General features: G+C 38.2%; 16 protein-coding genes. 6 read left to right on the top strand and 10 right to left on the bottom strand.

Annotation, left to right across the window (positions count from 1 at the left end; genetic code table 11):
• Positions 1-269 precede the first annotated feature (269 nt).
• Both A7968_RS22035 and A7968_RS22030 read left to right on the top strand, forming a co-directional pair.
• Positions 270-701: a GNAT family N-acetyltransferase gene (locus A7968_RS22035; protein WP_064668657.1), complete on the top strand. Its 432-nt coding sequence runs from the start codon at positions 270-272 to the stop codon at positions 699-701.
• Positions 702-1,010: 309 nt separating this feature from the next.
• A complete protein-coding gene (locus A7968_RS22030; protein WP_064668656.1) occupies positions 1,011-1,787 on the top strand; it encodes a hypothetical protein in 777 nt (258 codons plus the stop codon).
• A gap of 142 nt (positions 1,788-1,929) precedes the next feature.
• On the opposite strand, the gene A7968_RS22025 is transcribed toward A7968_RS22030, so the two are convergent.
• On the bottom strand, positions 1,930-2,238 hold the full coding sequence (locus tag A7968_RS22025) for a helix-turn-helix domain-containing protein (protein ID WP_064668655.1): 309 nt from the start codon (positions 2,236-2,238) through the stop codon (positions 1,930-1,932).
• Between the two features lie 196 nt (positions 2,239-2,434).
• On the opposite strand from A7968_RS22025, the gene A7968_RS22020 reads away from it, so the two are divergent.
• The gene (locus A7968_RS22020) at positions 2,435-2,977 is read left to right on the top strand and encodes a VspR family transcription factor (protein ID WP_064668654.1); all 543 of its coding nucleotides are present in this window, start codon (positions 2,435-2,437) and stop codon (positions 2,975-2,977) included.
• Positions 2,977-4,356 (top strand): DEAD/DEAH box helicase, encoded by a 1,380-nt coding sequence (locus tag A7968_RS22015; protein ID WP_064668653.1) that lies wholly within the window; start codon positions 2,977-2,979, stop codon positions 4,354-4,356. Before A7968_RS22020 ends, A7968_RS22015 begins: the two co-directional genes overlap by 1 nt.
• A gap of 170 nt (positions 4,357-4,526) precedes the next feature.
• Here A7968_RS22015 and A7968_RS23930 read toward each other — a convergent pair whose 3' ends face one another.
• The 9 genes from A7968_RS23930 to A7968_RS21975 all read right to left on the bottom strand — a co-directional run bounded on the left by A7968_RS23930 (position 4,527) and on the right by A7968_RS21975 (position 11,450).
• Positions 4,527-4,700: a hypothetical protein gene (locus A7968_RS23930; RefSeq protein WP_503826083.1), complete on the bottom strand. Its 174-nt coding sequence runs from the start codon at positions 4,698-4,700 to the stop codon at positions 4,527-4,529.
• A gap of 268 nt (positions 4,701-4,968) precedes the next feature.
• The gene (locus A7968_RS22010) at positions 4,969-5,700 is read right to left on the bottom strand and encodes a MauE/DoxX family redox-associated membrane protein (RefSeq protein WP_064668652.1); all 732 of its coding nucleotides are present in this window, start codon (positions 5,698-5,700) and stop codon (positions 4,969-4,971) included.
• Between the two features lie 33 nt (positions 5,701-5,733).
• Positions 5,734-6,243: a DUF305 domain-containing protein gene (locus tag A7968_RS22005; protein WP_064668651.1), complete on the bottom strand. Its 510-nt coding sequence runs from the start codon at positions 6,241-6,243 to the stop codon at positions 5,734-5,736.
• Between the two features lie 142 nt (positions 6,244-6,385).
• Positions 6,386-6,910, bottom strand: a complete 525-nt coding sequence (locus A7968_RS22000) for a DUF411 domain-containing protein (RefSeq protein ID WP_064668650.1) — start codon at positions 6,908-6,910, stop codon at positions 6,386-6,388.
• Between the two features lie 9 nt (positions 6,911-6,919).
• Positions 6,920-7,408 (bottom strand): YybH family protein, encoded by a 489-nt coding sequence (locus A7968_RS21995; protein WP_002963268.1) that lies wholly within the window; start codon positions 7,406-7,408, stop codon positions 6,920-6,922.
• A 20-nt stretch (positions 7,409-7,428) separates the two neighbouring features.
• Positions 7,429-8,334: a CopD family protein gene (locus tag A7968_RS21990; RefSeq protein WP_029609993.1), complete on the bottom strand. Its 906-nt coding sequence runs from the start codon at positions 8,332-8,334 to the stop codon at positions 7,429-7,431.
• Between the two features lie 11 nt (positions 8,335-8,345).
• Complete coding sequence (locus tag A7968_RS21985; RefSeq protein WP_024589684.1) at positions 8,346-8,753, bottom strand: copper resistance CopC family protein; 408 nt, start codon at positions 8,751-8,753, stop codon at positions 8,346-8,348.
• 22 nt (positions 8,754-8,775) lie between these two features.
• Positions 8,776-9,639, bottom strand: coding sequence for a copper resistance protein B (locus A7968_RS21980; protein WP_064668649.1), 864 nt, complete (start codon positions 9,637-9,639; stop codon positions 8,776-8,778).
• The gene (locus A7968_RS21975) at positions 9,636-11,450 is read right to left on the bottom strand and encodes a copper resistance system multicopper oxidase (protein WP_024589686.1); all 1,815 of its coding nucleotides are present in this window, start codon (positions 11,448-11,450) and stop codon (positions 9,636-9,638) included. Before A7968_RS21975 ends, A7968_RS21980 begins: the two co-directional genes overlap by 4 nt.
• Before the next feature lie 166 nt (positions 11,451-11,616).
• Here A7968_RS21975 and A7968_RS21970 point away from each other — a divergent pair, with 166 nt between their 5' ends.
• Both A7968_RS21970 and A7968_RS21965 read left to right on the top strand, forming a co-directional pair.
• The gene (locus A7968_RS21970) at positions 11,617-12,303 is read left to right on the top strand and encodes a heavy metal response regulator transcription factor (RefSeq protein WP_064668648.1); all 687 of its coding nucleotides are present in this window, start codon (positions 11,617-11,619) and stop codon (positions 12,301-12,303) included.
• Positions 12,293-13,687, top strand: coding sequence for a heavy metal sensor histidine kinase (locus tag A7968_RS21965; protein ID WP_024591713.1), 1,395 nt, complete (start codon positions 12,293-12,295; stop codon positions 13,685-13,687). The genes A7968_RS21970 and A7968_RS21965 overlap by 11 nt, the downstream gene beginning before the upstream one ends.
• Positions 13,688-13,790: the final 103 nt, after the last annotated feature.

The raw sequence follows: 13,790 nt of genomic DNA, 5'->3' as shown, positions 1-13,790 counted from the left end.
CTACTGCATTGCGGCTTCGCCTCCATTCCGTAGCCGCGCGTGCTGAGCAGGGTTGTTGTTACTTTCCCATACATCAGCTAATCCATTAAATGCTAATCTAGCAAAGCCACTGACACGCTTTTGTCCATAGACGGGTTTTAAATATAACTCGTCTCGCCCCATTCCAAGCCAGAACCCTTTGCTTACATCATTAGACTACTTAATTATTTTCGGATAAAATACGCACTCGCGGCTGCACATGAATTTCAGTCAACTTTAGAGAGAATACGATGATTGTAGAAAATGTGCTTCCTGAAGATTACGCAAAAATGCTGAATGTTTGGGAAAACTCAGTCCGAGCAACTCATGACTTCATAACAGAAGAAGATATTGAGTTTTTTAAACCAATTATCATTGAGCAGGCTTTTCCTGCTGTCACGTTAAGATGTATTAAAAGTAATGATGGCTCAATTCTAGGCTTCATGGGTATCCATGATTCTAAGGTTGAAATGCTGTTCATTTTAAACGAGGCAAGAGGGCATGGTATTGGTAAGGTGCTACTGCAATACGCAATAGAGCAGTTAGGTGCAACCAAAGTCGATGTAAACGAACAAAACCCGCAAGCAGTAGGCTTCTACGAGCATATGGGTTTTAAAGTAGTTTCTCGTTCACCACTTGATGATATGGGAAAACCTTTTCCAATTCTGCATATGACACTTTAAAGCCCGGTTTGTCGTAACCAAGTTTGTTAGAAGAAACGCCCAAAGCTAATAACTTTGGGCGTTTCCGTATACGCGAGCGTTGTTCTAACTTGACTAACCCTTGCCCCAATATGAGTTAGAGTAAATGTTCAAAGGGTCTGTCTGCTCTGACACCAAAAACCTTACATTTGCAAAGCTTCACAGATTTAGTTCTATATACACTCGATGTTGCGATTTTGTCTGCTAACATTATTGACAGCCGTTTTGGTGCAAAATAACAAGCCTTGAATCTTAGCTATTGTAATTTTCTGTTTACAAAAGTAATTTTTGATGAAAATATTAGAGAATGTAATACACGCCGTTTTTGGGTGTTATAAACCACCAAAATGGTGTTCGATAAGTTGTTGGGCATTTATGGAATATTTGAGCACAATTCAAGAATGGACTAATAATAACTCAGGTTATTTATCTTTGCTGATTTTCCTTGCAGGCTTGGTTGTTTCGGTTTGGTTTGCTAAAAAAAATAAAAGAACTAAAGAATCTAATGTTGATCTATCTATAGAAATTATCGACCATGCGTCGATGTGCACTAGCTTTGATACTGGAAATAGCCAAGGAAGCTCTAAACTTCATAGAACTGCTTTAATCCTTTACTTAAAAATAATAAACAAAAATGAGAATCCAATAAGGATTGGAGATATTCGTGTCGGTTACCGAAGCCAATCCCACGAGAACCCTGAAAGTTGGTACTGGTTAAATAATGAAACGACAATGGTAGAGGAGTACAAATCTCCAATGGGTGACAAAGTTAAAATCTACCCTTATTTAAAACAAGCCAGTGTCAATTCAAGCATTCCTGTCAATATGACAATAGAGCCATATGACTCCAAAAATGGAACTGTGTATTTTGAACAAGATGAAAGCGGCGGCTATTTAATTCCTTATATGGATGATGATTTCAGGGTTAATGTGATTGTTGAAGTAAATGACAACATAGGAAATAAGTGGACCTTAGAAGGCCGAATTCGCAAAGTTAAAATAGAAGCTATTAGGGAGTTAAACCCCTATTTTGGCTTAACAAGGCAACTTTGCGATGAAAGTGCCTAATAAGCAATTAGCAAAATATGAACAGGGAAAAAACCGTTGGTTTTTCCTATATCGCTATTTCAAACTACTATTTTTTGCCCATTATTAGGCGTTATGGTACTAGGAGTCATCTGTGGATTTAGTGGAAAAATAGTCTTATTAATTAGTTTGATGAGCCTTTAAGCTCTTTGATTAATTCAAGCTTCTTCTCTGTATCTAATTTTGATATTTCAATTACTAGCTCTGCCGTTGTCTCATCTTCACAGAAAAAATAATTCAATGGAACATTTAGTTCATCTGCAATCTTTTTTAGGGTTGCTAAGTCTGGAATATGACGGCCTTTTTCATAGTGGTTCATGCGACCACTCGCTGAGTTTTCATCCATACCGATAAGTATCCCCAGCTGCTTTTGAGTAATACCTGACTTAGCGCGGGCTTGTTTGAGTCTAATTGGAATTGGATTTTGGAACACAGAAGCATCATTTTTCAGTCTCTAATAGCTTAGATTGTCTAAGTTTTACAATGGTTTGTACACTTAGGAATCCTAAGTTGGATTTGTGGGTATGTTCTTAAAATCACTCTCAAGCATAAAACTTAGTATTTCTAAGTTTTGCATTGTTCTATATACTTAGCAACCCTAAGTTTTCTTAATTGTTGTAGTATAAGAAATGCCCCAAGTTATTAAATTAAACCAACACATTTACTCCCTTTTGATCGAAAAAGAGTGCAATGGTTTTACAATTGTCGAGCTCAGGGATGAGTTATTAACCGTAACTGATAAATATCAAGATATAGATGAGGCACGTAAATTCATTTATAGGCAAACGACAGCTCTTGAGCGGAAGGATCTCTTAACTTCAAAAGGAAGTGGACGCCATAAACAATATTTTAAAACTGAGCTGTTTAATAGCGCTATGTTTGTGGCGAAACAGGTTGTAATTGAAAAAGAAAAATCAATTAGCAGTCATACGGATAATCAAGCATCTCAGCTTGTTGAAACCTTATTAAATGAAAAGAAACAGTTTGAGGCTGAACTTGCGATTTTGTTAGGGGAAGTTGATGAATATAAAGCCCTACAAAAGCGATTCCCTGAGCACCTTAGCTTGTTCTACTCTGCATTAGATGATGCTAAAAATAATTCAGCTAAGTTATTAGGAAAAGTTAATGCTTTAACCACTGTATTGGCTTCTTTGAACAATGGTGCTCCGTAATGCTGCGAAGTTGGCAAAATGAATGTGTCGAGTTAGCAATAAATAAATATACTGCTAGTGATAAGCACTTTTTATGTCAGGCCACTCCTGGTGCAGGTAAAACAATAATGGCAGCATCATTGGCTAAAATGTTATTTGATAAAGGAATGATAGACAGAGTGATCTGCTTTTCACCATCGGTTGAAGTGGCTAATAATATCAAAAGAACATTTGGAAGAATAATTGAGTGTTCATTTGATGGCTCATTTACGGCTGTAGGTGCCTCGATGACTTATCAAAGTTTATGCTCCATTCCTCAAAGTACCTGGGATGGGCTAAGTAAATACCGTACATTTTTTATTTTTGATGAAATACACCATTGCTCGTTCTCGCAAGATAAATCTAAAATCAATACGTGGGGTGAGAGAGTTGTTTTCCATTTACAGGATATTGCAACTTACACGCTTGCGCTATCAGGCACTCCTTGGCGCTCAGACGCTCTTCCTATCGCTTTAGTGAACTATTCTGACCCAGAAGGTGAGTTGATATGCGATTATCAATACAGCTTGAGTCAGGCCATTAGAGATAATGTGTGTAGAGAGCCAAAAATAGTTTTAGTTGATAGCAATAATATTTCGGATGGTCACGATACATATGGGTCTATAGCTGAATTTGTTAGGCAAGCTCACTCAACGTACCAAGAGGTGCTTAATAATGACTCTGCACTTAGATATTTACTAAAGTTAGCCGTATTAAAATTGTCGGAGATAAGAGCTTCAAACCCAACTGCCGGAGGCTTAGTTGTCGCGTCTTCAGTTAAGCACGCTGAAATGATAAATAGTTTATTAATTGAAGAATTTAATCAAACGTCAACCATAGTTACTTACTTACACGATAATTCAACACAGAAAATTAATTTATTTAAGTCATCTACTGAACAGTGGATTGTTAGTGTTGGTATGATCAGTGAAGGGACCGACATACCTAGGCTACAAGTATGCTGTCATTTAAGCTCTATAAAAACAGAGTTGTATTTTAGGCAAGTTCTAGGGCGCATTCTTAGGTCTGGCAAAGGTAAAATTGAATTCGCATGGTTATTCACATTTGCAGAAACAAGCTTAGTTGAGTTTGCTGAGCGTATTAATATTGATATACCAGATAGTTGCTCTTATGTTGATATGGAATGTGACACAATCTTGGTGAGAGAAGATATATTTAGACCTTTAACATCGCCAAAGATAAACATGGATAATAAGTTAAAAGAAATCCTTGATAAACTCGTTCTAGGGGGCCTAACTTCAGAACGCGGTATAGCTTATGATGAGCTGCTTTCAGGTTGTTCATTAAGCAGTATACAAATTAAATCACTTAGAACTAGAGTTATAGAAGCATTCTTATAGTTCCATAAAATGAGCCATATTCTGTTTATATTATCACTCTTAGTACATAAATAAGGCTAGCTTTTATTTGACTCTGCTAAGTAATGGGAAATTTTTTAGAGATAAGTATCGAAATTATTGCCTCAGCTACATCCTTGATTTCACCATATTATTAATTTCAGAAACAACTTTTAGGGTAATAAATTTATTCCAAATTTACTAACGACGAATGCAAACACTCCAAAAATAAAACAAGTTATTAAGGCGCTGAGGCCGAGTGATGGCCAAAAACCAAATCGGTGTAGTAATGATGGAAATATTAAAAACATCGGTAAGGTAGGCACAACATACCAAAATGATTTCAAAATAGCTAAAAATGGTCAGCTTGTAGATGTAAAATCGAAGAACGATTTCTAATCTAATTGTTAATTGGCACTGTGAGTTTTTACAGTGCCAATTAACTATTTATCGTCAAAAACACTTTTAGCTATTTAGCAATCGAAGTTGGTGAGGTCTTCGAAGTGTCAGAACAGATTGATGCTGGACTCAAAGAGATAATTCAGATTTTAGACTGAGTCAGGTACCCCCATAAATAAACTGTTCATTATATTTTTAAATTAAATACTTTATCTTCTACCTGGCAAGCATCCATATCCCAGCAGCGATCATAAACAGGTTTTCTGTAAGTGAAATAAAGCCTAACGGTACATTACTATCACCGCCTACACATGCACATTTGAGTTCGCGCTTATCTATATATACGGCTTTAAAAACAGAAACAGCACCAACACCACCAATAAATAATGAAATAGGAGCAATACTATATGCTGGCAACCCAGCTATCATTCCAATACCAACAAACGCTTCTAAAAATGGGTAAACATAGGCATACCTCACTACTTTCATCGCCACTAAGTCATAAGTGATAAATGAATTTGAGAAACTAAATAAATCTTGAAGTTTTTGTATTGCCAACACAGCCATAGTTAACGCAACAAATAGCTCCACGGTTTTCATGGAAATTAATCCATGACCCATTGCAAAACTAAATGCCAAACTTAGTAAAAATGCGACCGCGAAGATTGCAATAACCGGGATGTAAGTTGTACCTTGCTGTCCAGCTTTTGGCTTATCAAAGTAATCACGTAAGTCGTCATAACCACCGATACGTTTATCAGCAATAAATGTTTGTGGTGTGGTCTCTACGTTGTGCTTTGCTTTAAATTTATCTGTTTGTTCACGAGAAGATAATAAGTGATCATTAACATCATAACCCTCGCGTTCTAGAAGGTCTTTTGACTTTAAGCCAAATGGGCAAATATGCTCATCTGTTGCCATTCTATAAAGCTCTGCTGATTTACTCATGTTTAGCTCCCTTTTACGTATTCTTATAAAATTTTACTTAGCATTAAAATCCGGTACAGCTCTAGATTGTGCTTGTTCCTGAGTTTCTGCTAGGCCATTTTTTTCTATATCGTTCAGTAACCACTGCATCTCTTTAATCTCACGACGCTGTGCTTCAATAATATTTGTTGCAAGCTCTTGGACGCGCTTGTCTTTGATATTAGCTCTATCACTAGTCAGTATAGCGATTGAATGATGCGGTATCATGGCTGACATCCAAGACTGATCGTTGACCGTTATTTGCGAACGTACTAAAAATAATGCGCCTACAAAGCTAATAATGCTGACCCCTAAAACTACGCTGTTTTTCTTTTTATCCTTATACATATTTAGCATAAACAACAGCATAACTACCGCCATTGCAGCCCCCATATAAATAGCCATATAGGTACGCGTTTCACTAAAAAACACATGGCTTAGCTGATAACTATTCAAATACATTAGTACAAACATGACTAATGTTGATGTGGCTATCATTAAGAAAAATTTTAAATACTGTGACATTACAATGGCTCCTTTTCAGTTGTTCAACTTGTATTTTATTTATACTAAGGGGTATTACTTACAATTTATAAGGCGTAAGCCCACTATATATTTAATCATCGCATTAATACTTACGGCTAATTCAATAACTATGCCATAAGAGTTAAAACTGCACTGCGTATTTGCTGATATGCTTATAAGTATGTTGCTGTGAATCTTGAGTAAGTACTTCAATATTATATTTATGAAAACGATTGCCCATCTCCATACCTGGCGTGCCAACAGGCATTGCCGGAACGGTCAGCCCGATCGTTTTCTGAGGGTGTTGTTCAGCTAAAAACTGCTTTATATATTTAGCTGGCACGTGCCCTTCAAAAACATACCCATCGGCTGAAACAGCGCTATGGCATGAGCGCATATTTGGCTTTATTTGATATTGAGCTTTAATTAGCCCCATATCAGCAACATCTATTGCTTTTGTTTTAATGCCACTTTCATTAATATGCTCAATCCATTTTTTACAGCACCCACAGTTTTTACTTTTATAAACTGTCAACTCAATCTCTGTTTTATCTTTTTCTATGGCCTCTTGGACTGGCAATACACTGTGTGGGTTTTTCATACTTTTTACTGATATAGACACCGCCAACATCACTGAAAGTGCAGTTGTTATGTACGTTAATCGCATGTTACTTCCTTAATTTGACCAATGAATATGTGTGATTTTCCAGCCATTGCGGGTCTTTTTTAGAGTCATTGACTCCATACCCGTTGTGTTAATGGCTTTACCTTTGTAGCTGCCCATCGTTTCACTTCGCGAAATGGAGTAAGCGATATCACCACTTATATAAACCTGATGTTCTAATAGTTTGCTATTAACCGAACTGAGGTATTTCATATCCGCTAGCATGTGGTGATTTGCATATTCATCGGCAGAACGCTCAACGCCTCCGCCTTCAAAAATAATGACGTTATCAGCTAATAATGAGCGAGCTTTTTTTTGATCACTTTGATTTAATGCTTGGTGAAAGGCACTTACTGCTTGCGCAGCTGGGGTATCGGTACCAACAAATAACACACGCTCATTTGCATGTTCCTCATTCTTGTGTGCGCTTACAGCTAGTGAGTTCAATGCGCCAAAAAGTAATAGCGATGTTATGATTATTTTTGCAGAGTTATTAAACATGTTGCTCTCTTTTTATTAAATTAATTTGGGGGACCAACAAGTGTGGTGAACACGCTTGTTGTAATAAGTACAAAAGCAGCTATCAGCATTTCTACACTGATGGAACGTTTTAGTGTACCTACATGCTGTTTTTGGGTGATTCTCGGAACTAAAATTAGTTTGTGCCAAGCCCCCATCATAAGCATCGCGCTCACTAGTAGCAGTTTTAGCAAAATTAATTGCCCATAACTTGACGTGAACAGCGCTGATAACGAATGCAGGTAATTAAGCAAAAGCGCTAAACCTGAAATAAGCAGCACAAATACAACGATGATGGCTAAGTGCCCAAACAGGTGCATTACCTTCTTAACTTCATGAACAGATAATATGGTACAGCTTTTATATAGTGGCCACAGTGACCCCACCCAACTTGCTATTGCAAGAAGGTGAAAAGTTAACATGCTTTTTACTAACCCATTTTCATTTGCACTGTGACCTGTGAAAGTGAAGCTATATGCAATAGATATAAGCAAAACCAACATAACTGTATTATTTATAACCACTGCAAAACGGTGCTTTATGTTAATGCGCCAATTAAGTGCAACAATCATAGCCACAAAAAGCGCTGCGCCTCTGAAAAGAGCTTGTTCTCCTATAACTGATTGCCAAACAATCTCTTGCATAAAAGGGTCTAGCATTCCCGCTACACCAGATTCTGCAATTGCACCAGCTTCAATTGGTACTTGTAAAATGACAGCAATAAAACCCAATGCCACACATTGAATTTGCCAGCGCTTTAAATACTGAGAGAAACTTATAAAGTGATGACCAGATAAATTACTGGCGATAATAAAACGAATTAAAAAAGTACCAGCAAGTGCGGCCAAAGCACTATAGCTTGCTAGCTTTAATAATAGTAAAAGTACTGACCATTCACTTACTTGTATCATGCTGCTACTTAATGATTGTGTTTGCTGTGGGCATTAGATTGTTCTTGCATCATATTACTTGACTCACTTTGATGTACCATAAAAGAAAACGAATCTGACATTTTATGTCCATCCCCCCCAAGTACTGTCCATTTAACCGTGTAGGTACCATGTGCTAAACTCGGCAGCGACCAATTAAAGTCTGTGCTTGGGGTGGAGCTAGGTTTGAAATCAAAGTTTATTGATTTATTTTTTTCATCTTTGATGATGACTTTTGCTAGCCTTACTTCACCACCAAAAGTTAACGAAAGTTGCTCTGGGCTTTGCATTAACATGGCTTCTTGCGTAGGTGTTGATTGCTTGAGTGATATATGCGCTGATGCGGAAAATGTAAGCACTAAACCTAAAATAACTACTGCAGAATTAAATAACTTCATAATTACCTCTTATTTAAAATGATTAAAACCAAAATTTAATACCCGCAACAAATGCGGTGTTATTGCTACTTTGTCCACTCGATGTGGCATAGTCGGCGGTACTGCCAAATTTATTGCTCCATTCAACGCCAATATAGGGCGCAAACTGGCGTGTAAACTCATAACGAACCCTAAAGCCAATCGCGCTGCTTGATAGGCCACTTCCAAGTTCGTTTTGTTTATCGTTTTTGCCATAAAGTGTAATTTCGGCTCGCGGTTGTATAATTAACTTTTGCGTGAGTAGTAGTTCGTACTCTGCCTCTAACGTAAATGCGGTACTGCCTCGCTCACCTACGTACGCTGTCATATCAAGTTCAAACCAGTAAGGGGCTAAACCTTGTAAGCCAAAAGCCAACCATTGCCGATTTTCACCTTCTTTATTGTAATCAAGACGAACACCTGCTTGAGTATCCCAATATGCTGATACGGCGTGACCCCATAAAATATCGGTTTGGTTTTCCTCAAGGCTTCCTTCGCTGAAATCCCCCTCAGTTTTAACTACCAATCGATCAAAGGTAGTGCCGTACCATGCTTGTAAGTCAAATACACCTGCATTTGCTTGCTCGTTATATTCAAGACGATCGCCTAGTAATGCGTAAAATGGATGCTCATCAGCGAGTGTTAATCGCTCATTGCCCTCAAGCACATATGGGCCTTCTGTTAAAGTTGTTCCCGCAGAGTAAGCATGAGGGTTTCTTGCATCTTTAGGTGCATCTCCCCCTTGTGGTTGCATCTTAGCGCTACTCTTTTGTGCCATTTCACTTTGCGCTAATAAAGGGAAGCTAATTAATGAAGCCCCAGTTAACATTAATAAACCTAATGATTTAGATAGTTTTAATTGTTTCATGATACGACTACCTCTCTAAACATGCCGGCATCCATATGGAATAATAAATGACAATGCCAAGCCCAGCGCCCTACATCGTGAGGGGTGGTTAAGAAGCTGATTCTTTGTGCGGGTTGAACAGGTATCGTATGACGTCGCACTTGCACATCACCTTGCTCGTTTTCTAAATCACTCCACATACCATGCAAATGCATAGGGTGTGTCATCATGGTATCGTTTTGTAAAATAACTCTTAAACGTTGGTTATGCTTCATATGCACTGGCGTGCTTTTACCAAATTCTAAGCCATCAAATGACCAGCTATAACGCTCCATGTTGCCGGTTAAATGCAGCTCAATTTCAGCTTCTGGCTCTTGCTGGTTAGTGATCCCTTCAAGTGAGTGTAAATCTGCAAGTGTTAAAACACGGCGACCATTTTTACGTAAACCAATACCGGGATCATCAAGATTTGTTCTAGGCATATCAACGCGCATATCAACTGAGGCTCCATACTCCGTTTTTGCATGACGCACTTTAGAGCTGGCAACCGCCAATGGGTTTTCAGACATACCATGTTTGCTATGATCCATCGCCATTGCACCGTGGCCCATTGCGCTATGATCCATTTTTTTAGAGTTCATGCCTGACATACCAGCCATTGCAGAATGCTCACCGCCGTGGGTCATATTGCCCATCATATCGGTCATCGTTAACCACTCAACAGGATCCAGAGCAGGTATTGGCGCATCAATATTAGGTGCCGTTGATAAAGTTCCTTTTGCGTAACCTGAGCGGTCCATGCTTTGAGCAAAAATCGTATACGCATCATTTTTTGGCTCAACAATCACGTCATAGGTTTCACCAGGGCCGAATCTAAATTCATCAACTGTCACTGGTTCAACGTTTTGCCCATCTGCTTGTACAACCGTCAGTTTTAGCTCGGGGATACGCACGTCAAAAAAGCTATTACTAGAGCCATTAATAAACCTTAACCTAAGCTTTTCACCGACTTTAAATAATCCACGCCAGTTTGCCATTGGAGTACTACCGTTCATTAAAAAAGTCATTGCTGATGCAGATAAATCAGCTAAGTCTGTAGGGTTCATTCGCATCTGATTCCACATTTTTCGGCGCTGTAGAGCATTTGAAATACTGCTGCTTGAAACGTCATCGAAAAACTCTGGAACAGTAGGTTGATTGAAGTTAAATACATCACTCTGTACTTTTAATTTACGGAACAGCGCCATAGGGTCATCATCAGTCCAATCAGATAATTGAATAACATGTTCGTTATCTGCACTAATAATATCGTTTTCTCGCGGTTCAATAATTAATGCACCGTACATGCCTGTCATTTCTTGAAAACCACTGTGGGAGTGATACCAATATGTACCGCTTTGCTGTAGCTTAAATTTATAAATAAAGGTTTCGCCCGGCATAATGCCTTTAAAACTGATACCTGGCACGCCATCCATCTGATAAGGTAGAATGATGCCATGCCAATGGATAGAGCTCGGTACTGATAAGTTATTTGTTACTCTTATAGTAACATCATCACCTTCTTTTAAGCGCAAGGTTGGAGCGGGTATAGAACCATTAATTGTTGTCGCCATACGTACTACGCCGGTAAAGTTAACCGGCGATTCATCTATGACCAGATCTATGACTTCGCCGCTTAATTCGGGCACAGTGCCTGTTAGTGTTCCTGCTACTAAAGATGATGCAGCATGTAACACGCTCGGAAAAGCAGCAAGTACACCACCTGCAATTATGCCTTGAACAAATCGTCTTCGTGGTGTGCTAACCTGTTGTGATGACTTTTTAAACCCCATTTCCTTACTCCTTCATAGCAGAATAGTTATTAAGTATAGAAAATAGACCTGTCTTTAACATGACGCGAACATTACAAAGTTGTAATCTTGATGTCATGTTGCTGTTACGGTGAATACGGCATAATCTTATAACAGACAATAATTATAACTTTAATAAAGGTTTTGCATGCGCTTACTAGTTGTTGAAGATGAAGTGAAAACAGGTGATTACTTAAAGCAAGGTCTGAGTGAAGCTGGTTTTCAAGTTTCATTAGCACGTAATGGGCTCGATGGGCATCATTTAGCAATGACTGAGTTATTTGATGTCATAATTTTGGATGTAATGTTGCCAGATGTATCTGGTTGGCGAATTTTACAATCTATTCGTGAAGTGAATAAAGACGTTCCTGTTCTTTTTCTATCGGCTCGTGACAGTGTCGATGACAGAGTAAAAGGGCTTGAATTAGGCGCTGATGACTACTTAATAAAGCCCTTTGCATTCTCTGAAGTGTTAGCAAGGGTACGCACGCTTCTTCGTCGCGGAAACGCGCATAAAACCGAAGACATCTTACAAGTCCATGATTTAAAAGTTAATATTCAAAAACGGAATGTATTTCGTGCCGAACAACGTATACTCCTAAGCAATAAAGAATTTAGTTTACTTGAACTATTACTGCGCCGTGAGGGGGAAGTACTTCCTCGTTCACTAATCGCTTCTCAAGTTTGGGATATGAACTTTGATAGCGATACAAATGTCATTGATGTAGCCATTCGCAGACTCAGAAGTAAAGTTGATGATGGTTTTCCAGTAAAGCTAATACACACTGTGCGTGGCATGGGTTACAAGCTTGAGGTAATAACTGATGAGCCTTAATGAAAAACCATTATCTTTAACAATGCGAGTGGTATTGTTTGTTGCTTTGACAGTGATAGGCTGCTTAACCCTCGTCGCTTCGCTTATAAGTAGCTCAATAAATCATCATTTTTTACAACAAGATAGTGGTGAATTAAAAGTTATCACACAGTCTGTCAAATCCGTTTTATCTAAGCCATACGCGTCGGAAAAAAACCTTAGAAATGCGTTATCTCAAGCCGTGGCGGGTCATCATGGGGTTTATTATCAAGTTAATACAGCTCAAGGAAGGCTTATATATAAAAGTACGGCAACAGACTTTAGCGAATTTGTTTTAAAAGTAACCACCTCAAACAGTTTTAACCAAAACAACATAGTTGAATGGCAAAAAAACACACATACTTATCGCGCTTTAGTGAGTGACTTTAGTACTGAGCAGCAACTTTATAAGATCACAGCTGCTATTGATATGAGCTTTCATTTACACTTTCTCAATCAATTTCAGCAAAGCCTTTGGGCTATTATGTTTGGTTCAGCGGTACTCATTTTATTGGTGGCTTGGTTTGCTATACATCAAGGACTCAACCCAATACGTGGTTTAAGCCAGAAAATGCATGATATCCAAACTAATAAAATGGATGTAAGGCTTGATGAAGGCCAAGTACCGATTGAGCTTGTTAATATGGTGCAATCTTTCAATGCAATGCTAGACAGGTTACAAGGTGAGTTTATCCGCCTATCAAATTTTTCCAGTGATATTGCTCATGAGCTACGTACACCGCTTACCAATATAATAACTCAAACACAGGTTGGTCTATCTAAAAAAAGACAATCCGAAGAGTACCAAGAGTTATTATTTTCTAACCTCGAAGAGCTTGAGCGGCTAACTAAGATGGTTAACGACATGCTTTGGCTGGCAAAATCTCAAAACGGCCTAATTAAACCAGCCCAAGATATTTTATCCAGCCATGAAGAAATTGAGGTGCTGTTTGAGTATTTTGATGCATTAGCTGAAGAGTCATCGCTGATACTTCATAAAGCAGGTGAAAACATCAGCTTTTATTGTGACAAGCTACATTTTCGTCAATTGTTATCAAACCTGTTATCGAATGCTATAAGATATGCACCGAAGGGGTCATCAATTACGGTATGTAGTGAAATAACATCTGCTGAAAAAGTATGTATCTGTGTGAGTAATACCGGTGAGAAAATACCTTCTGCACATTTACCTTACTTATTTGATCGCTTTTATCGATCAGATAAGTCTCGTCAACGCCATAGTGATGGCGCTGGTTTAGGGCTCGCTATAGTTAAAGCCTTAGCTGAAGCTAATGGCGGGAATGTAAAGGTTTGTTCAAACGATCAGAATACCTGCTTTAATGTTTATTTAAATTTATTTAAATAGTATTCATTTAATGTCAGCTATACTAATAATCGGCTCATGTGTTGAAACTTGCCTTTGACAATTGTACTTATTCAGTTAAATAATTATTTTACCTTTTCCACAT

Source organism: Pseudoalteromonas prydzensis, assembly GCF_001661495.1.
Classification (GTDB): domain Bacteria; phylum Pseudomonadota; class Gammaproteobacteria; order Enterobacterales; family Alteromonadaceae; genus Pseudoalteromonas; species Pseudoalteromonas prydzensis.
The sequence above is the reverse complement of the archived record's forward strand: the minus strand, read 5'-3'. Positions and strand labels throughout refer to the sequence as shown.